18 protein-coding genes and 1 tRNA gene are annotated in these 19,040 nt (G+C 43.5%); 12 read left to right on the forward strand and 7 right to left on the reverse strand.

Annotation, left to right across the window (positions count from 1 at the left end; translation table 11 throughout):
• The first annotated feature begins 86 nt into the window (after positions 1-86).
• From B3O12_RS14845 to B3O12_RS14865, 5 genes are all read left to right on the forward strand, one after another.
• Entirely contained in the window at positions 87-2,738 is a 2,652-nt protein-coding gene (locus B3O12_RS14845; RefSeq protein ID WP_286756865.1) for a WG repeat-containing protein, read from the forward strand.
• 6 nt (positions 2,739-2,744) lie between these two features.
• Positions 2,745-4,364, forward strand: coding sequence for an alkaline phosphatase PafA (gene pafA / locus B3O12_RS14850; protein WP_286756867.1), 1,620 nt, complete (start codon positions 2,745-2,747; stop codon positions 4,362-4,364).
• Between the two features lie 5 nt (positions 4,365-4,369).
• A complete protein-coding gene (locus B3O12_RS14855) occupies positions 4,370-4,972 on the forward strand; it encodes a hypothetical protein (RefSeq protein WP_286756868.1) in 603 nt (200 codons plus the stop codon).
• 149 nt (positions 4,973-5,121) lie between these two features.
• Positions 5,122-5,361, forward strand: coding sequence for a GIY-YIG nuclease family protein (locus B3O12_RS14860; RefSeq protein WP_286756869.1), 240 nt, complete (start codon positions 5,122-5,124; stop codon positions 5,359-5,361).
• Positions 5,352-5,425, forward strand: a tRNA-Ala gene (locus B3O12_RS14865). The genes B3O12_RS14860 and B3O12_RS14865 overlap by 10 nt, the downstream gene beginning before the upstream one ends.
• Before the next feature lie 344 nt (positions 5,426-5,769).
• On the opposite strand, the gene B3O12_RS14870 is transcribed toward B3O12_RS14865, so the two are convergent.
• On the reverse strand, positions 5,770-6,849 hold the full coding sequence (locus B3O12_RS14870) for a BF3164 family lipoprotein (protein WP_286756870.1): 1,080 nt from the start codon (positions 6,847-6,849) through the stop codon (positions 5,770-5,772).
• Positions 6,850-7,042: 193 nt separating this feature from the next.
• Complete coding sequence (locus tag B3O12_RS14875) at positions 7,043-7,513, reverse strand: C40 family peptidase (protein ID WP_189628430.1); 471 nt, start codon at positions 7,511-7,513, stop codon at positions 7,043-7,045.
• 124 nt (positions 7,514-7,637) lie between these two features.
• On the opposite strand from B3O12_RS14875, the gene B3O12_RS14880 reads away from it, so the two are divergent.
• A complete protein-coding gene (locus tag B3O12_RS14880) occupies positions 7,638-8,303 on the forward strand; it encodes a CAP domain-containing protein (RefSeq protein ID WP_189628431.1) in 666 nt (221 codons plus the stop codon).
• A 2-nt stretch (positions 8,304-8,305) separates the two neighbouring features.
• Positions 8,306-8,899, forward strand: coding sequence for a hypothetical protein (locus tag B3O12_RS14885; RefSeq protein WP_189628432.1), 594 nt, complete (start codon positions 8,306-8,308; stop codon positions 8,897-8,899).
• A gap of 86 nt (positions 8,900-8,985) precedes the next feature.
• Here B3O12_RS14885 and B3O12_RS14890 read toward each other — a convergent pair whose 3' ends face one another.
• From B3O12_RS14890 to dnaK, 3 genes are read right to left on the reverse strand one after another with little or no spacing between them, the layout of a single operon-like run.
• Positions 8,986-9,480: an acyl-CoA thioesterase gene (locus tag B3O12_RS14890; protein ID WP_286756871.1), complete on the reverse strand. Its 495-nt coding sequence runs from the start codon at positions 9,478-9,480 to the stop codon at positions 8,986-8,988.
• Positions 9,481-9,532: 52 nt separating this feature from the next.
• Positions 9,533-10,249: a TetR/AcrR family transcriptional regulator gene (locus B3O12_RS14895; RefSeq protein ID WP_286756872.1), complete on the reverse strand. Its 717-nt coding sequence runs from the start codon at positions 10,247-10,249 to the stop codon at positions 9,533-9,535.
• 24 nt (positions 10,250-10,273) lie between these two features.
• Positions 10,274-12,190, reverse strand: a complete 1,917-nt coding sequence (gene dnaK, locus B3O12_RS14900; protein WP_286756873.1) for a molecular chaperone DnaK — start codon at positions 12,188-12,190, stop codon at positions 10,274-10,276.
• 151 nt (positions 12,191-12,341) lie between these two features.
• Between dnaK and B3O12_RS14905 the strand changes: the two genes are divergently transcribed.
• The 4 genes from B3O12_RS14905 (at position 12,342) to B3O12_RS14920 (ending at position 16,427) form a co-directional block, all read left to right on the forward strand.
• Positions 12,342-13,211, forward strand: coding sequence for a lysophospholipid acyltransferase family protein (locus B3O12_RS14905; RefSeq protein WP_286756874.1), 870 nt, complete (start codon positions 12,342-12,344; stop codon positions 13,209-13,211).
• A gap of 64 nt (positions 13,212-13,275) precedes the next feature.
• Positions 13,276-14,853, forward strand: a complete 1,578-nt coding sequence (locus B3O12_RS14910; protein WP_189628437.1) for a peptide chain release factor 3 — start codon at positions 13,276-13,278, stop codon at positions 14,851-14,853.
• Positions 14,853-15,581 (forward strand): RluA family pseudouridine synthase, encoded by a 729-nt coding sequence (locus B3O12_RS14915; RefSeq protein ID WP_189628438.1) that lies wholly within the window; start codon positions 14,853-14,855, stop codon positions 15,579-15,581. Before B3O12_RS14910 ends, B3O12_RS14915 begins: the two co-directional genes overlap by 1 nt.
• 159 nt (positions 15,582-15,740) lie before the next feature.
• The gene (locus B3O12_RS14920; protein WP_286756875.1) at positions 15,741-16,427 is read left to right on the forward strand and encodes a hypothetical protein; all 687 of its coding nucleotides are present in this window, start codon (positions 15,741-15,743) and stop codon (positions 16,425-16,427) included.
• 76 nt (positions 16,428-16,503) lie between these two features.
• Here the strand turns inward: B3O12_RS14920 and B3O12_RS18765 are convergent, their stop codons facing one another.
• Positions 16,504-16,776 carry a LuxR C-terminal-related transcriptional regulator gene (locus B3O12_RS18765; protein WP_349675968.1) on the reverse strand — a complete coding sequence of 91 codons (273 nt, stop codon included), beginning with the start codon at positions 16,774-16,776 and terminating at the stop codon, positions 16,504-16,506.
• Positions 16,777-16,978: 202 nt separating this feature from the next.
• On the opposite strand from B3O12_RS18765, the gene B3O12_RS14925 reads away from it, so the two are divergent.
• On the forward strand, positions 16,979-17,680 hold the full coding sequence (locus tag B3O12_RS14925) for an SIMPL domain-containing protein (protein WP_286756876.1): 702 nt from the start codon (positions 16,979-16,981) through the stop codon (positions 17,678-17,680).
• 143 nt (positions 17,681-17,823) lie between these two features.
• On the opposite strand, the gene B3O12_RS14930 is transcribed toward B3O12_RS14925, so the two are convergent.
• Entirely contained in the window at positions 17,824-19,026 is a 1,203-nt protein-coding gene (locus B3O12_RS14930; protein WP_286756877.1) for a YncE family protein, read from the reverse strand.
• Positions 19,027-19,040 lie beyond the last annotated feature (14 nt).

Raw genomic sequence — 19,040 nt, forward strand, 5'->3', positions numbered from 1 at the left:
TTAAGCCTAAAATCCATGAATGCAAACACGACCAATAACGAGTCATATGCCAAAGGGTTTATTATTTTTGCTGCCGTGGTGTGCTTATGAGAACTGAAAGCCCAAAACTATTTATATCTGCGCTGCTTCTGGCCGTTTCTTTTTGGAGTTTGGAAATTCCCAAAAGAGCCTTCCGGTTTTATGAGAAAGGCGAGATAACCAAAGCCCTGGAAGCATTGGCTAAGTCGGTTGAAAAAGACAGCCTTAACCCTGCCGCCTATTTCCTATATGCTCAGATTTATAGCCAACCGAACCTGGAACACTATGATACGGACAAAGCCTATGACCAGGTGAACAGATCCATCAGGCAATTCAAAACCATTAAAAACCCTAAAGACCTGGAAAGTCTGGCCGATGTAATGGTGGATTCGGCAAGGCTTGAACAGCTCAAAGACAGAATTGACAGCCTGAAATTTGAAGAGGTAAAAGGTGTACATAGTATAGAAAACTACAACGCCTTTATTGCTCGCCACAACGATGCTTCGCAAGTAACACAGGCCATAGATTTGCGCAACTCCATTGCCTTTTCTAAAGCCAGCTCTGAGCATTCATGGCAAGCCTATAAGGAGTTTATGGAGCAATATCCGAAAGCCAAAGAATATGCCAGAGCCGACTCGTTATACCGACTGCTCATTTTTAAGGAGCGCACCACCGATGGCAAGCTGGCTTCTTACAAAACTTTTCTGGAAGAATTCCCCGACACCCCTTACTTGGACAGTATTGTTCATGAAATCTTCCGAATAAGTACTGCCACTAACCGCCTCGATGACTATGCTGCTTTCTTTAGAGAGTACCCCTCAGAAGAGTTGCTGGCTATAGCCTATAAGCGCATGTATCATACGTATAAACAAAAATTTGGCACTGACGACTTTCTGGATTTCTACCCCTCGCCATTGTGGGGGGATTCAATCAGGCAAATTCAGCTATTGGAAAAGGGCTATTGGATACCCAAACTCACGGAAAACACCATAGAATTTCTAAATGCTCAAGGGCAATCTCAGTTAAAAACCCTGTACACAGATATTCCGCAGCGTTGTCTTTGTGAACCCATAACTACCGATTTTGTGATTGGGCAATACAACGGCAGCGGGGCCATTATTGCGCGAAATGGAAAACTGCTTTATTCAGGCAACATTAGCGATGCCAAAGATGCCGGCTATGGCTTTATAGTGCTCTATGGCGATGAAGGGCAAACCCTCATGCACAAGTCGGGGCAATTAATCATTGACCAGCCCAAAGAAGAAATTGCGGTTTTAAACGAGTCATTTATTCGTACCCAAAGCGAAGGTCTGTACGGACTCACAAGCATTAATGGACTCAGTTATCTGCCTCATGCTTACACACGAATAGATACCCTGGCAAGCCTTATTCTGTTAGAAAAAGATGGACGCATGGCCTTGGTGGCCCCGGAAGTACTGCACCCCGCCCTTGATGGCGAAACACCTTCTATTGAAATGGCTTATGATGAAGTTGAACTGCTGGAGAATGGCCGCATTTGGGTAAGCAGCAAAGGACAAGAAGCCATATTAGACGAACGCCTAAGGGTCATTATTCCTTTTGGTAATTATGAAATATATGACGAACCCTATGGCTGGAAACTGGTAAGCTCCAAAGGTATTCGTGTATTGCACGACCGATACCCTCAACTGGCTACTCAGGAATTGCAGCAGGTAAAAGAAAGCGAACAATGGCTGGCTACGAAGCTCAACAACCAATGGGCTCTCTACGATCAGGTTGGCGATCTGCCCCCTATGACCAACCTGGACTCCCTTCAGCTTTTAGGCCAAAACATGGCACTTATATGGCAGGGAAACAAAAATTGGGCTCAGTTTAAAAATGGAAAACGCATAGCTCTTGAAAAAGGCTGGGAACCAAAGCTACTTATACCACAAACTTATATTAAAACTGGAGATCCGGCTGTGAACGACTTCTTTATGCTCTCCAACGAAAAGAAGTATCGGAAAATATATAATCAGTTCGGCAGAGAAATTCTCTCCTCAACTTTTAATGAAGTAACGGCACTTGGCCCTAACCTCATCCGCCTGCAAAAAAGAAATGCCGCACTAGCCGATAGCACCGGCCACTACCTGCTCAATTTTGTGTACGATGGCATTGGCTCTAACGAAAGTGGCTATGTAAGCCTCTTAGACAAAGGAAAGTTTGGTGTTATTAACCCTACCAGAGGAATTAACATTGGCCCCAAGTTCGATAAGTTGCTCGAGCCATATTCAGATACTGTATTGGTGGCCACTCAGGGACGGTACAAAGGCTTTGTAAACAAAGAAGGCAAAGCCCTCACTGCCTTTGAGTTCGATGAGGTAACTTACTTCAACGATTCCATTGCCCTGGTAAGAATAGAAAACGAGTGGATGTTGGAAAACATCAGGAATGAAGACCTGCTCTACGAACAGATCGAATCGTTCGAAATCATCGATGTGGGCGAAGAAGATAAAACCCTTTTTATAACCACCGTAAACGGGCAAGGTATTTATAGTGAAAGCATGGGCGAAGTAATTCAGCCTACCTACACCTTTATACGCCTTCTGGGCACTCCGGCCAACCCCGTTTATTTTGCTGTTAAGTTGGTGAAGGAAGCCAACATTTATGTAGTTATATACTACGACAAAAAGGGTAATAAACTCTTTACACAAAGTTTCCGCCAAGAGGAATATTATAAAATAGCTTGTCCTACAAATTAATACTTCATGAAAAAAATTACGCTGAGCCTTCTATGCTGCCTTTCATTGGCTACACTTAAAGCACAAAACACCAATCCCAAACTTGTGGTGGGCATTGTGGTAGATCAAATGAAGCAAGAGTACCTATGGCGGTTTGAAAACGATTTTGGTACCGGAGGTTTTAAGCGACTGATGCACGAAGGCTTTATGGCCAAAAACGCACATTACAACTATGCCACTACCAGCACCGGACCAGGGCATGCTTCAATCTATACGGGCACCACTCCATCAATACACGGCATTGTAAACAACAGTTGGTATAGCCGTCTGTTAAAGCGAGGAGTATACTGTGCTGAAGATACCACAGCCAATGCCGTTGGCGGTAGTGTAAGAAACGGACGCATTTCACCAGCCAACCTCTATAGTTCAACCATTACCGATGAACTCAAAATGTTCACCCAGCAACAAGCCAAAGTAGTGGCCATGTCTATTAAAGACCGAGGTTCGGCTCTTCCGGGAGGCCATCTTTCCGATGGCTCATACTGGTACGATAGCCAAACCGGCAACTTTATGACATCTACCTACTACATGAAAACCCTCCCTGAATGGGTAAGCCAATTCAACGATCGAAAATTGGCCGATGAATACCTCAACAACACATGGGCTTTGTTTCTCCCCGAAGAAAACTACACTGAGAGTGGAGAAGATAATTCTAAATACGAAGGTGGCTTTCGAGGCAAGGAAAACCCTACTTTTCCGTATCATCTGGCACAACTTCGCGAACAAAACGGAAACTTTGGCTTGCTGCCAAGCACCCCTTGGGGAAACACCATACTCACCGAGCTGGCTCTGGCTTCTTTGGAAGGCGAAAGCCTCGGAGAAGATGAAGTCACTGACTTTTTGGCCATAAGCTACTCGAGTACCGATTACATTGGCCATAACTTTGGTCCACAATCCAAAGAAGTGCAAGACACTTATGTTCGTCTGGATCGGGAAATTGAGCGTTTGCTGAACAAACTCGATGAAAAGTTAGGCAAAGGCAACTATGTGGTTTTTCTTTCGGCTGACCATGCCGTGGCAGAAAACTCTATCCGAATGAAAGATCTGGGCTTCCGGGCAGACAATTTTGGCAGCCGTAACTTCTCAGAGTACCTTTCCCAAGCTATGAACGAGCGTTTTGGAGAAGCGGAGTGGTTCGAGAATACAGGAATGGACATCTTTTTCAACCATTCCACCCTAAAGACCAAAGGTGTAGACTTATATGAAGCGCAACTTTTTGTTGCTCAACACGCCATGCAATTTCCAGGTATATACCTGGCTGTTCCGGGCATAGACCTTACTCGCAATGGCTATGAGAGCCATGTGCAATCGTTGATTCAGAACGCCTATCACCCCAAAGAAAGTGGCGATGTAAAAATGGTGATGGAACCTGCCTGGCAATGGGGAGGTGCCAAAGGTACAGGTCATGGCAACCCATGGGCATACGACACACACATCCCCATAATGTTCTATGGTTGGGGCATTGAGCCCGGTACATCCGTTAGGCCTATACACATTACCGATATTGCCCCCACCATCAGTATGCTACTCAACATACGAATGCCTAGCGGCACCACTGGGCAACCCATAAGTGAAGCCTTAAAGTAAACAGCATGAAAAGACTTGTACTGATTGCCGTATTTAGCTGCAGTCTATGTTTCACAAATGGCTGGGCACAAAGTAAAGCCCGGGCAAAAGAGGCAAAGAAAGAATTTAAAGAGTACTTGCAGCTTATTGGAGAGTCGGACTGGGACGCTGTTATGGATAGAATTTACCCACAGCTGTTTACAGTGCTTCCAAAAGAAGCTATGACAAGCGCCTTCGAAGCCATTTCGTCCATGGGCTTTAAGATTCAGTTCGACAAAATGAAGGCGTTTGAAATAACCCATCTTGGTCTTGAGGAAAATGGCGATCAAAGTACTGAAGTTTACTTTGGCACCTACAAGGCCAACATACAGGTATACTTTCAGCAAGACATGTACTCTACTGAAGACTTTCCTACCCTTAAGGCGGTATTTGCTGCTAACCCAAAATACAAGTCGGTAGAATTTGTAGAAAAGGGCAGGTATTTCAAGATAGAATCAGAAAGTCATCTATTAAGCCTCTATACGAATAACCGGTGGTATTTTTTAGAGTTAGATACGAAGCAGCTACCACTACTTAAGCAACTGCTTTCTGCTCCGATTTATAGCACAATCGAAGCGACTCTTAAGTAAGCGGTGTGGTTCAAAAGCATTTTTTCTACAATCTATTTTCAGTATTCAGTTCAACCACTATATTTGCGTTCCGTTTGGGGGTTTAGCTCAGCTGGCTACCCGCCCGAGCCGTAACGCTCGGTACGGACGGGGAGCGCTACTACGAGAGAATGTACGTTTACATACTCAAAAGTGAAAAAGATCAATCCCAATATGTGGGAATGAGCGAAGAGCCCGAAAGACGGCTCCAAAAAGAACATAATGCAGGAAAGGTAAAGTCGACCAAATCAAAAATGCCATGGGAGATTGTTTACACCGAGTACTACCATACAATAGCCGAAGCTCGTCAGCGAGAAAAGTACCTTAAAAGTGCTGCTGGCAGAAGGTTTCGCAAATCATTGGGGGTTTAGCTCAGCTGGCTAGAGCGCTACACTGGCAGTGTAGAGGTCACCGGTTCGAATCCGGTATCCTCCACAGCATCAAAAGCCTTGCAGAAATGCAGGGCTTTTTTCTTTAAAGCACTGTTCTGAATCCTCCCTTATAATTATTAATCCGATAGACATCGGTACTGTCCATTATGCCAATGAGGCGATGCTATACATATAACGTGTAGTCTTCCCTTACCCCTAAAAGATCGTAGTGTATACAGAACCTTCTGAGTTGTAGAGAGTAACCAACGGCACTTTATATACAATTCTCCAGTTACTCATCACTATTCAAAGTTGAAGAGTAAAGAGAACTTATGCCGGGCAGAATTATTAAAAATCCTAAATACTTACTCTGTTGAACAGTAAAGCTTATTTTGCCAAAGGAACTTCTCACCTGGGACTATCAAAATCTGGCAATTTATAACCGAGAAGATTTGTAGTTTCTTTCTCCTCATCTAGAGCGATTAAAATCTCATCTGATTGGTTAACCGAAATAACCCTAGTATTCTTCTCCAAGCTTAGCAAGGCAAGAAAATTTCCATCCCAATCTAAAACATAAACGCTATTTCCAAGCAAGGCATCGTCACCATCTTTTTCATAAGAGCGACCGCTGTAGAGAAGATAGATAAAACTGTTGGTCACTTCTACATCTATAAATGCCATTTCATTTTTATCGGATACAGTAACCCCAACCAACTCGGCATCACCCGAAGCAAGTTTTCCCGAATTATCAAAAACCTTAGGCTCACGTACATGTATTTTTAAGAGAGAAGTGAGGTGCTCTGAGTACTCCATTAAATCAATATTTGGACCATACATTGAAGCAAATACGATCCTATTGTCCATTGGCCTTTTCTTCATTAACCCTTGATGGGTTAAGTTCCATAATTTCTCAGGTAAGGCTGTTTCCTTCTCAAAGGGATAGTCGATAGCTGATTCAATATGATTGCCAAATCGATCCACTACGTCAAACCTATTTCCAAAATCAATTACATATATTGAGTCAACATGGGCAAAATTAGATGGATTATAGCCCAACTCTGCTACTTTGTTTAAAGTGACATCTTTGTTTCTAAGTGATTTTAAATCCACTGAGTAAATTGCTCCACCGGCATTAGGGACAATAATTTCTAATATATCTGCATTCTTACTATTAAGGTTTGCATTAGAGTAATCAGGTAACTCTTCAGGTCCTTGGCCTTGTACGCCAAACTCAACTAACTTCTCTGCTGTTCGGATATTGTAAACAGAATAATAGAATGGGCTTGGGAAGATTTTATTAATGATCAATAGCGAGTCCTTTAATATAAGATCGCGAATGGGCGACAACTCGTTTCTTAAGAAATCCCAACTATTGTCAGGTGAGAGCTTGAACACTTTAGGCACCTCAATATCACTCTGATCAAAAAGAACCTTCTCTTCTTTACATCCAAAAAATAGTATTGCTATAAAAATATATGCCTTTTTCATAATATGACCCCCGCCTAAGACGGGGGTATGAGGTTTGATTTAAGTTTATAGGGTTACTTACTTAAGTCTCATGGCGTATGTTTCGTTATTTTGCCACCATTTGTGTCTTCACAAATGGTCTCTAAGGTGCTGTGAAGAAAAAGCTCGTCAAATGACGAGCTTTTTTTGTGGCCGTTTTACAAGCCAATACTTTTTAAAACATGCGCCTTGCTCTCCTGAATTTCTCCAGATAATAAGGGGAATACAGGTTACTTTCAGTAACACCAAGTGAGGTAGAAGCATGAATAAACCAAACCTCAGAACGTCCGCCTACTCTACTTACAATACCCGCATGGTTTATTTGTCGTTTGCTTTTACCTGTGGCAAAAAACACCATGTCTCCAACCTTTAATTCATTCATTTTTACCTTCTTGCCTTGCTTGGCCTGGGCTTCTGAAGTACGAGGCAAACTAACTTTTACACTTCTAAAGGAGTGATAAAGCAGTGCCGAACAGTCTATTCCCACTCGGGTGGTTCCTCCATACTTATATGGCGTACCAATGTATGAGCGGGCTGTTTGCACCACAGTCTCTACTTTTTTAGAACGGGCTAAATGACCGCTGCAACTCCACAACGAAAATAAGACAAGCAGAAACAGGGTTTTTGAAACAATTGATAAGCGCATGAAACTTATGAGGTATGTGGTCAAATTTAATTCTTTTCGTTTTAATTGGGCTTTTCAGCCAAGATCATCTGCGCATTCCTTAAATTAACAAGAGATAGCAAAAGCCGGAAAACCCCTCTGAACAATGAAGTCACTAACATACACATTTTGCATATCGCTGCTATTAGCCCTACCCTTAGAAAGTCATGCACAACGCAAGTGGAAAGAATCGCTGTATTCAGAGATTAATGACAGTAACTTTCGCGACTTTAAGTTATTTCAGAAGCGGCTTGATAAAGAGAAAGTAGACTACCCTTTACTGCAAGCGGCCCTATTTTATGTGACAAACGAAGCCCGTATAGAAAAAGGACTTAACCCTGTAAACCATCAGCCCAATTTGGAGATTATGGCCTATAATCATTCATATCATATGGCCAAAGACGATTTTTTCGATCATACTCACCCCAAAAATAAAAAACGCAGGACCCCGGAAGATCGGGCGGCCCTAGCCGGTATTAAAAACCCTAATATTGCGGAAAATATACATGCAGTTGGTGGCCGGCAGTTTGGTACATATATTGAATTGGCCGATCACATCGTTCAAAGTTGGATAGACTCGCCTCCTCATAGGGCCACTTTGTATTCCGAAAATGTGGTAGAACTCGGCTGTGGTATATACTACTACGAGGGCAAATGGCAGAAATATAAGGATGTGTACAAACAAGGGAACGGTTTTTGGATAGCTACACAAAACTTCCAATTGTTCACAAAAGTGGAGAGTAAATCGTCAAAAGATAAAGGACCTAACTAAAGATGAAAAAAGTGATTTTGATAGGGCTGCTAACGGTATGTTCGGTGGCTCTGAGTGCGCAACAGTTAAACCCTAAAGATGCCTCGGCCATAGACTCTCAGGTATCTCAATTCCTGACTCTTATAAAGCAACGTAACTATACACAAGTGCTGGATTTTATGTATCCGCCTGTATTTGAGCACACCTCTAAAAAAGATATGTTTCAGGTTTTTGAGCTACTGGAGCAATCGGGTATTGAGCTGAAATTCAAAAATATGGAAGTACTCGATAAGAAAGCTCTACCAACAGTAAAAGAAAGTAAATACGCTCTTATTAAATACAATCTTGAGATGGAGCTTCCGCTAACAACAGATGATTTGAGAGGGATTGCTCCCTTGCTGGTACCCGCCCTGCAAAGCAATTTTGGCAAGGAAAACGTGGTTTATAATAAGTCTCAAAACTACATTAATGTGAAAGGCCAGAAGTTCCTAATGGGTATTCATGACCCCAAGTACAACAAGTGGCTGTTTCTTATATATGACGACAGCTTCAAGTCGGCTATTGAGAAAACTATTCCGGCAGAGGTTAACAAAAAAGCCGCTGCAGTTGCTTATTAAACTATTTTGAGCCAGAGACAAATAAAAAGACCATCCGTATGATGGTCTTTTAGCCAAACTCTATCTCAATATGAGAAATGAGTAAATCAGTTGATGGCCGGGGTCATTTGTACCCCTGCCAATTTCTTTGCCCTTACTTCCAATAGTTGTTCTTCCAAAGGCTCATGCAACTGCTCCAGAAGCCCCATAAGCTCAGGAGTATGAATTCCACTTCTTAAGGCCTTTAGGTCGTAATGCACGAATTTTGACCATAGAACTGCCTTAACCTGATCCATAGTCTCGTTGTACATAATCATCTCAGCCTGAACATGTTTTTCTGAAAAATCGATCAATTGACTCTGAATTTTCACAGACTCCATAACCAGAGCCGGTTTCATGTAAACTATTTCTGAGCGACCAACCACCCACGACTTCCCCTCTGTTCTGGCCATTCGGAAAATATCCAGATCGTATTCACGAATGAGATGATCTTCTCTGGCGTTGATCATATAGTCCAGGTATTTGGAGTTATTCAAGTGACCAAAAGGATCACAATCCTGAAATCGAATTATGGCTGAAGAAACAGGTTTTTTATTGTACATATGCATGGTCATAATTTACAGACCAGTCGGTCTATATTTGGTGAAAAAAATATTACGAATTCAAAATCACTGCTATAAACTTTTTCTGTAATAGCAGATACTTCACATCCTTATGTGCTTTGCTAAGCACATAGGCACCTTCAAACATGGCATAGAGCTCTTCTGCCTTTTGTTGGGCATTGTCTACCCCTCTTCGTTCGAGGTATCCGGCCAGATCGTTCTGCCAACCCACAAAGACTTTCGCACAAGCAGCCCTAATGTCATCGTCTATAGAACCTGAGGCCATGGCCACAGCCGCAATTGGGCATGCATCCTCAAAATTAGATGCCGTCAGTTCTTCAACCATCACGTCAATCATGGCCGCCAGACCCTCTTCTGCAGGCTTTCCCCTCAGAGCATTGCCATACTTGTGCATTTGGCTTTCTCCTCCATAATAAACCGCCTCACGAATAAGCTCGTCCTTACCATTTGGAAAATGATGGTACAAGCTGCCTTTAGGCACGGCTACCTGTTTAAGAATCTCATTGATTCCCGTACCAAAATAACCCTTCTTCCTAATCAAGTCGGAAGTAATACTAATCAGCCGTTCGCGGGTATTCATGTTGTAAATATATACAATTAGACCAAAAGGTCTATTTATCGTTTCAATTTCTTCATTGAAGTATGGCCTTTGAACCTGGGGGTGCATCAGTTGTGTCTCTTTTTCAAAGCCAACTTGCAGGCAAAGACCAAACAAAAAACCCTGACTTCTTCCAAAGTCAGGGTTCAATCTATTGTTTATCGAGTAATAAGGTTATTTCACCTCTTCATACTCTACATCGGATACATCGCCAGTTCCGCCTCCGGCACTGCTATCTGCAGTTTGTTCGCCACCAGCCTGTTGCGCATCGCCTTGAGCTTGCTGAGAAGCAGCATACATTTCTTGAGAAGCTCCTTCCCAAGCCTTGTTCAGTGCTTCAACAGCTGGGTCAATAGCATCCAGGTCTTGTTTCTGGTGTACCTCCTTCAACTTGGCCAAAGCCTCTTCAATTGGCTTTTTGTTGCCTTCAGAAAGCTTATCGCCATATTCCTTCAACTGTTTCTCTGTCTGGAATATGAGGGCATCGGCAGTGTTTAGTTTTTCAACCTTCTCTTTTTCTTTTTTATCTGCCTCGGCATTGGCTTCAGCCTCTTGCTTCATCTTTTGGATCTCCTCATCGGTAAGTCCGGAAGAAGCCTCAATTCTGATTTTTTGCTCTTTGCCTGTGCCTTTATCTTTGGCCGAAACGTTCATAATACCGTTGGCGTCAATATCGAAAGTTACTTCAATTTGAGGCACTCCTCTTGGGGCTGGTGGAATACCATCCAAGTGGAATCTACCAATGGTTCGGTTGTCTTTGGCCATAGGTCTTTCCCCCTGAAGCACATGAATTTCAACTGAAGGTTGGTTATCGGCCGCAGTAGAGAATACCTCCGATTTTTTAGCCGGAATGGTAGTGTTCGACTCAATAAGCTTAGTGAACACTCCGCCCATGGTTTCAATACCCAGTGAAAGTGGGGTAACATCGAGCAGAAGTACATCTTTTACCTCACCGGTTAAAACACCACCTTGAATAGCCGCACCAATGGCCACCACCTCATCGGGGTTAACTCCTTTAGAAGGCTTCTTTCCGAAGAATTTCTCAACTTCTTCCTGAATTTTAGGAATACGGGTAGAACCACCCACAAGAATTACCTCATCGATATCAGAAGTACTATAGCCAGCGTCTTCCAGAGCTTTCTTAACAGGCTCCATAGACCTCTTCACGAGGTTATCTGCCAACGCCTCGAATTTGGCTCTTGAAAGGGTTCTTACCAAGTGTTTCGGAATACCATCCACCGGCATAATGTATGGCAGGTTAATTTCTGTAGAGCTGGAAGAAGACAACTCAATTTTAGCCTTTTCAGCCGCCTCCTTGAGTCTTTGAAGAGCCATTGCGTCTTTTCTAAGATCTATGCCTTCATCTTTAAGGAACTCCTCGGCCAGCCAATCGATAATTACCTGATCAAAGTCATCACCACCCAGGTGTACATCACCGTTGGTAGACTTCACTTCAAATACACCATCGCCCAACTCAAGAATAGAGATATCGAAAGTACCACCACCCAAATCGTAAACGGCAATTTTCTGATCCTTATCTTTTTTGTCTAAGCCATAAGCCAGAGCTGCGGCCGTTGGTTCGTTAATAATTCTCTTCACCTCCAAACCGGCAATCTGACCGGCCTCTTTGGTGGCCTGACGCTCTGCATCATTAAAATATGCCGGTACAGTAATTACTGCCTCTTTTACTTCTTGCCCTAAGAAATCTTCAGCTGTTGACTTCATTTTCTGAAGTATCATAGCCGAAATTTCCTGGGGAGTATATTTTCTGTCACCAATCTTTACCCGTACGGTGTCATTGCTTCCGGATTCAAGCTCGTAAGAAACGTTTTTTGTTTCTTCTCTCATTTCCGAAAACTTCTTACCCATAAATCGCTTCACTGAGCTGATTGTGTTTTTTGGGTTAGTGATGGCCTGGCGCTTGGCAGGATCACCCACTTTTCTCTCTCCATTACCATTATCCAAGAATGCCACAATTGATGGCGTGGTTCTTCTGCCTTCACTGTTTGGGATCACAACAGGCTCGTTACCTTCCATCACCGCAACACATGAATTGGTAGTACCTAAGTCTATTCCAATTATTTTTCCCATGATCTATCTATAAATATTTTCTAGTTCAAAATCCGCCACGTATGGAACAAGGGTTATGCCAATTGATTTTTTGTGACAGACGGTGACACATTGACAGAAAATAGAGCCAGGTGCAGAAAGATATGCTGACAATGGTTAGTTTTGAACCCAAATGATGAGGCTCTTCTATTATCTGTTTTTAAAACCTGTCTCCTTACTACCCTGGCCACTGCTATATGCCTTCTCCGATTTTGCATATTTGTTACTCTTCCGTGTATTCAGGTACCGTTCCAAAATAGTAACCAACAATCTTAAACGCTCATTTCCGGGTATTTCCGAAGAAAAGCTAAAAGAAATAAGAAGTGGATTCTACCACCATTTCTTCGATGGTCTTTTCGAAACCTTCAAAACCTTCTCCATGACCAACGAGGAGGCACTGGCCCGTTTTAGGGTTATAAACCCCGATGTAGCAGACCGCTATCAGGCCGAAGGACGCAGTGTAATTATGGTAGGCGGACATTATAACAACTGGGAGTATTTGGCCATGTCAGTCAATGCCTGTATGGCCATGCAAACAGCCGGAATTTACCAGCGCATAAAAAGTAAATTCTTTGAGAAGAAGATTCTTGAAAGTCGCAAAAAATTTGGAATGCACCTGTTCTCCCGAAGCCAGGTACAACAGGGCGCACTGGACAACTGCTCCACTCCTTTGGCTATTTTCTTTGCCATAGACCAATCGCCAACCCTGGCTAAGAAGGTATACTGGACTACATTTTTAAATCAGGAAACGGCTGTGGCTTTTGGCCCGGAAAAATTTGCCCGGAAGCTCAACGCTCCAGTGGTTTATTTCCAAATAGACAAGATAAAGCGCGGCTACCATGAGGCCACTTTCAAACTTTTGACAGAAAACCCACTGGATGAGCCGCATGGCGCCATTACTGAAATGCATACTCAGGCACTGGAGCAAACCATATTGAACGAACCCAAATATTGGCTATGGAGCCATAAGCGCTGGAAAAGAAAGCGCAAACCCGGTGAATGACATTTCTTACTTCCTTGTGCCAAGCAGCATAATTTAAGTACTTTTGCACCTCAATTTCAACGAGATGAGTTTAGCGCAGGAGATAGAAAAACGGAGAACCTTCGGCATTATCAGTCACCCCGATGCGGGAAAGACCACTCTTACGGAAAAGCTGTTGCTTTTTGGAGGTGCCATTCAAAAAGCCGGAGCCGTAAAATCGAGCAAGATTGATATGCATGCCCGCTCCGACTGGATGGAGATTGAAAAACAGAGAGGTATATCTGTGGCCACCTCGGTAATGGCTTTTGAATACGAAGGCACTAAAATAAACCTGCTCGACACCCCCGGTCACCAAGACTTTGCCGAAGACACCTACAGAACCCTTACCGCAGTAGATTCTGTAATAATGGTGGTAGACTGTGTTAAAGGCGTAGAGATTCAGACTGAAAAACTGATGGAAGTATGCCGCATGCGAAGCACTCCCGTAATTTCTTTCATTAACAAACTAGACCGTGAAGGAAAAGACCCTTATGACCTGCTCGATGAAATTGAAGGCAAACTGAATATTGAGGTGCACCCACTAAGCTGGCCCATTGGTATGGGAAAAAGCTTTCAGGGTGTTTATAGCCTCTATGATAAAAGCCTAAGGCTGTTTAAAGGCGGACAACAACTGCACGAAGAGGCCACCAAGTTCTCTGACATTAATTCGCCTGAACTGGAGAAAATTATTGGCGAACGCTATGCCCAACAGTTGAGAGAAGATGTTGAAATGCTCACCGAGCTTTACGGCCCACTGAATGTAGATGATTACCTGAGTGGTAAGGTGGCCCCCGTCTTTTTTGGCTCAGCTGTGAATAATTTTGGAGTGAAGGAATTGCTAGACACCTTTCTAAAGATTTCTCCTAATCCAAAACCGAGAAAATTAGATGACGAACTGGTAGAACCTACCGACAAAGAGTTTTCAGGTTTTGTGTTTAAGATACACGCCAACATGGATCCAAAACACCGAAACCGCATCGCCTTCTTGCGCATTTGCTCAGGTAAGTTTGAAAGAGGATCCAACTACTATCATACCCGGCAAGACAAGAAATTTCGCATATCGCAAGCCACTGCCTTTATGGCACAAGACAAAGAAACCATAGATGAGGCTTACCCGGGTGATATTATTGGTCTGTATGACACGGGTAACTTTAAGATTGGCGATACACTTACCAATGGCCGAAAAGGGGTTTACAGGGGCATACCTGCTTTTTCTCCCGAAATTTTCCGAGAGGTAATCAATAAAGACGCCATGAAAACCAAGCAGTTGGAAAAAGGACTCAACCAACTGATGGATGAAGGCGTAGCCCAGTTGTTCAACTTTGAACTGGGCTCAAGAAAAGCAGTAGGCGTGGTTGGACAACTTCAGTTCGAAGTAATTCAATACCGGCTAAAGCATGAATATGGGGCATCGGTAGAGTTTGCCCCCATGCAGCTCTATAAGGCTTGCTGGATTTCTTCCAAAGACCCGAAAAAGCTCAACGAGTTCATTAACTCCAAGCAAAGACACATTGCACGAGACAAAGACGGGAAACTCGTGTTTATGGCCGAATCTAAAGCATGGTTGCAAATGGTTCAGGATAATTTTCCCGATATTCAGTTCCACTTTACCAGCGAATTCTAATGGAAAAGATAGTACAACCATTATACGAAGACAATCACCTGCTGATTGTGAACAAACCGGCAGGCTATCTGGTACAAGGAGACAGTACCGGAGACAAAACCCTCTTAGACTATTGCAAAGAATACATTGCCGAAAAGTATAATAAACCAGGGGCGGTGTTTTTGCATCCTGTTCACCGGCTCGATCGTCCGGTTAGCGGGGTATTGGTTTTTGCCCGAACCTCCAAAGCACTGGAGAGGATGAATAAAATTTTTGCCAGCCGAAAAGTGCAAAAAACTTACTGGGCCGTGGTGAAAAAAAGACCCAGCCAAAATAAAGGCAAGCTGGTGAGTTGGCTTAAGAAAGACGGCCTGAAGAATACCGTTACGGCCTATGCTGAGCCGGTAGAGGGATCGCAAAAGGCCGAAACTAATTTTAGGGTCATGGGCAAACTGAATAACCACTACCTCATAGAACTTGAACCTTTAACAGGCCGGCCACATCAGCTCAGGGTACATATGGCAGAGTTTGGTTGTCCCATTCGCGGAGATTTAAAGTATGGGTTCCCCAAGCCCAATCCGGACAAAAGTATCAACCTGCATGCCCGAAGGCTCTACTTTGAACATCCGGTAAAAAAAGAACCACTCATTATTATGGCCGGGCTGCCCAACGATCAGTTCTGGGAGCAATTTCTTACGCTGGATGACGTAAAGGTGAAGGACAAATACATAAACAACATGTTTTCCTAAGCAGCTCTCCTTTAGAGTATTCAGTACTCAAGCAGGCGCTTTGGCAGCACCTTCGCACACAGGGAAGCCCACCCACAACTCATTGCCAAAATCTATCCTGAATAGGTTTTGGCAACCATGATGTTTCAAACATCCATTATCTTAGTTTCAAAAGCCCGAATGAAAAAGACTCTTCGTATAGCCAGCATTGCCTTTGTAGCCCTTATTGCCCTGCTTTTTGTTTTCTATCTCTTGAAAAACGAAAAAGAGCCCGAGGGGCAAACCGGTCCTGAGGCCGATGAGCTGGCTATGAAAATGATGGAGTCGTTGAATTATGAGGTCTGGCAAAATACTACCCACATTGGCTGGACTTTTAAAGGTATTCACCACTACGAATGGAACAGGCAAGAGCACATTGTGAATGTGCAGTGGGACGAGCACGAGGTGATACTAAACCCTACGGATAAATCGGGGATAGTACAGAGTGGTGAAAACTATTCTTCACAGCAGATCAACGAATTGATTGAAACGGCCTGGAATTTCTTTAACAACGACAGCTTCTGGCTTTGTGCTCCGTTTAAGGCCTTTGATCCGGGTACGGAGAGGAGCATTGTACAACTTAAAGATGGTCGGCAGGGTCTAAAAGTCACATATACCTCAGGCGGCTCTACTCCGGGTGACTCTTATGTATGGATTCTGGATGAAAACTACAGGCCGGTTGCCGTAAAAATGTGGGTATCTATCTTGCCACTGGGGGGCATGGAGTTTACCTGGGAGAATTATAAGACTATTGCCCCTGGTGCTATGATTGCTCAGGATCATTTTCTGTATGGAAGTGTGAATATTACCATCGATAGTCTACGCTAAATCGGGGCAATTCAGAATCTTATGGCATCGATGTAGCCATAGCGTATGGCTTTTAGAGTCAATCCAGCCATATTCTTTACCTGAAACTTAGCCAGTAAATTCTCGCGGTGTCCCTCAACCGTTTTTCGCTAATACACAGCTTCTCCGCAATCTGACGCGGGGTAAGCTCTTCGGCAATCAAATCAAGAACTTCCTTCTCTCGCCTACTCACGTCTATCACCGTTTTTTTTTGTTGGGCTTTCGAATAAATCTTAGCCACAAGCTGTGTCTTCACAGCGTCTTTTAACAACCATTTGTGAAGACACAAATGGCCTCTATAAGGCACTAAGTCACTGTCGATTTCAATCACTCCGTTTAACCCTTCCCAATGGTTATTCTTCAGAATCCCATTGGTGTGGAGCCCAGATCGGTAGGAGGAAATTCTGGCATGAGCTCCTGGCAACCTATTTAGCAAGAGGACTCACACCTGCAGGTAGGTAAATGGTTTTTAAATGGCCAGTTCCAACCAAAACTGGCAGAATAATTGTCTATCTCAAATAAAATTGAATCCTATGAAAAAGTATACAATAAGCCTAATACTCTTATTCGCAGCCTTTTTAGTACAGGCACAAGATTCCAAAAACTTTATTGACCAGAACTACATTGAAGTAACCGGAGTCGCTTTCAAAGAAGTAACACCAGACGAAATTTACCTGTCTGTTCAACTCAACGAAAAGGACAACAAAGGCAAAGAATCGTTAGAAACTCTGGAAAGAAAAATGCTACGCACCCTGGAGAAATTAGGCATTGACCTAAAAGAACAAGTTACGCTCAAGGACCTCACCAGCAACTTCCAATTCTACTTTTTAAGACGAACCGATGTGTTTGCCTCAAAAGAATATACTGTACAAGTGAAAACAGCGGCCCAGGCCGGAGAAGTAATCAGCCATTTGGCCGATATCGGTATTTCTAATATTGGCCTTGAACGTGTGTCATATTCTAAAGAAGACGAATTGAAAATGGAGGTTAAACTGATGGCTCTTACAAATGCCCGGCAAAAGGCCTCCATGCTTGTAAACGCTCTGGACAGACAACTTGGCACTGTACTTCATATTCAGGACTACGACAACCCCGGCATTTCCAGACCAAGAGCATATGAAATGAAAATCGATGCAAATTCAGATGCTCTATACGGATCAAGAGCGGCCGATGCCATTGCCTTTGATAAGCTGAGGGTAGAAACCAGTATTCAAGTAAAATTCGCCATCGATTAGCATAAAAAGAGGCTGTCTCAAAAGCTACTATTTTCGTCATTCCCCGCTTGACTGGGAATCTCTTTCGGCCTACAGAGTTAGTTTGGGGAGATTCCCGATCGCTGTCGGGAATGACAGTTAGCTTTTGAGACAACCTCACTTAATTAGTGGGATTCTTCATCATGTGCCACACTTCCCAATAGAGCTATTCTGGCCGGTTTACCCGGTAAGTTAAGTTCTTTAGCAAGCTCCAACGTTTCCATATCATAAACACTCAGCTTACCTTCAATTCCATTGGTTATATACAAAAACTCCTCTGAGGCTGAAAAAACCGGGTTGCCCACAGAACCACTGGCCGGAAAATCGATAGGTAATACCTTTGAACTGAGCGTCTGAAACGACTGCCCATCAAGCACCTTCACTAAACCATCGGAGTAAATCACTACCAGCCGCTCCCCGTGCCAGTCATATGCAACTCCATAGAGTTTGCTACTTTCTTCTATGGTCTTTATTTCGCCTGCTTCGAGGTCAATTTCGTAGAGGCCAGTTCGGGAGCGCACCCCAATAAACTTACCACTCGCTTCGCCATAGAGAACCGTGCCAATCCATCCGGTTCCAAACGAAGCCGGGTTCGGAATAACCCGTTGCGCCCCATCATCATCTACCTGTAAAATACCTTCTCTACAACCAAAAAGCACCGTTTCTCCATTTCCGGCCTCACCATGTATACCTCCTGTCTGAATGGTTGACGCATGAAGTAAATTACCCTGCATGTCTACAATCTTCACTCGCTCCGGCAAGGTACCCGCCACGGAGCCATCTTTTTCCGTTACTGCAATTGTACCGTTCTTAAACAAAGCAGGAGCACCGTGATGTGCCACTCCCACGCTAAAGTTTCGGGTAGTAGGTGCCGTATGCAAGGTACTTTCTTTAGCGTGATCTATTGTGCCATCACCATCGTTGAAAATGAGCATATCATCTCCTCGGCCGTAAAAGTGAACCGGCCTTGAACCTTGAGCTTTGGTTAGAGCCCATTTAGGAGAGCCTTTAATGTGGGCATGATCGTCATGAGCCTCTACTCCGCTATCGAAAAAAGAAACCAAATTATCGTCTGTGTTAATCACAGCCGCGAAGCGCTTACCGGGGCTGGTATAAAGTCGACCGGCTGCAAACTGCCCGGCATGGACTTCAATTTTATTGGTTTTAGGGTTAAGAAAATAATAGTCCGGATTATCCTGGTCGGAAAGTAACACTCTGATAAACGGACTCTCATCTACAATTGGATTCGGCTGCTCAGAATCATCGTCCTGACAGGCACTAAATACCAGAAAAAGGGCAGCTAAATAAAGAATAGGTTTTTTAAACATGTTGTTCTTAGGTT

Source organism: Roseivirga sp. UBA838, assembly GCF_002296035.1.
Lineage (GTDB): Bacteria > Bacteroidota > Bacteroidia > Cytophagales > Cyclobacteriaceae > Roseivirga > Roseivirga thermotolerans.